The organism is Achromobacter sp. 1011811831, assembly GCF_059760905.1.
The window spans coordinates 1-514 of the sequence record NZ_JCBANG010000218.1; the positions used below are offsets into that span (position 1 = coordinate 1).

General features: G+C 78.0%; 1 protein-coding gene. It reads left to right on the forward strand.

All coding sequences use genetic code 11. The features are described from left to right. Positions 1-514: hypothetical protein (locus AC6LJ9_RS30675; protein ID WP_498150459.1), on the forward strand; the 514-nt coding region annotated here is incomplete at both ends.

The following is a 514-nucleotide window of genomic DNA, read 5'->3' on the forward strand; positions in this document are numbered from 1 at the left end:
CGACATGGGCCTGGGCGGGCTGGACCTGGCGACCGGCGGCGCGCTGACGGTGGCCGAGGCGGTGGCGCTGGCCGACGGCGGGCAGGTGGCGCTGACGGCGGGCCGGATCGACGCGCAGGCCGGCATCTCGACGCGGGGCGGGGCCATCACGCTGGGCAACACCTTCGTGTCGCCGGACGCGAGCGTCAAGGCGCGCGCGCTGTCCAAGGCGGGCGAGGCGCCGGCCATCGTGCTGCGCGAGGGCGCGGCGCTGGACGTGAGCGGCCGCTGGGTGGACCTGCAAGGCAAGGGCGTGGCCTCGCCGTGGCTGGGCCGGCTCGACGGCGGCCGCGTGACGCTGGACTCGCCGCATGGCATCGCGGTGGCGGCGGGCTCGCTGATCGATGTGTCCTCGGGCGGCGCGGTGCTGCACAAGGGCGAGACGCGCGCGGGCAAGGGCGGCGACGTCACGCTGCGGGCGGGCGCGCCGGAAGTGGAAGGCGCCACGGGCGCGCTGGCGCTGGCGGGGCAGCTG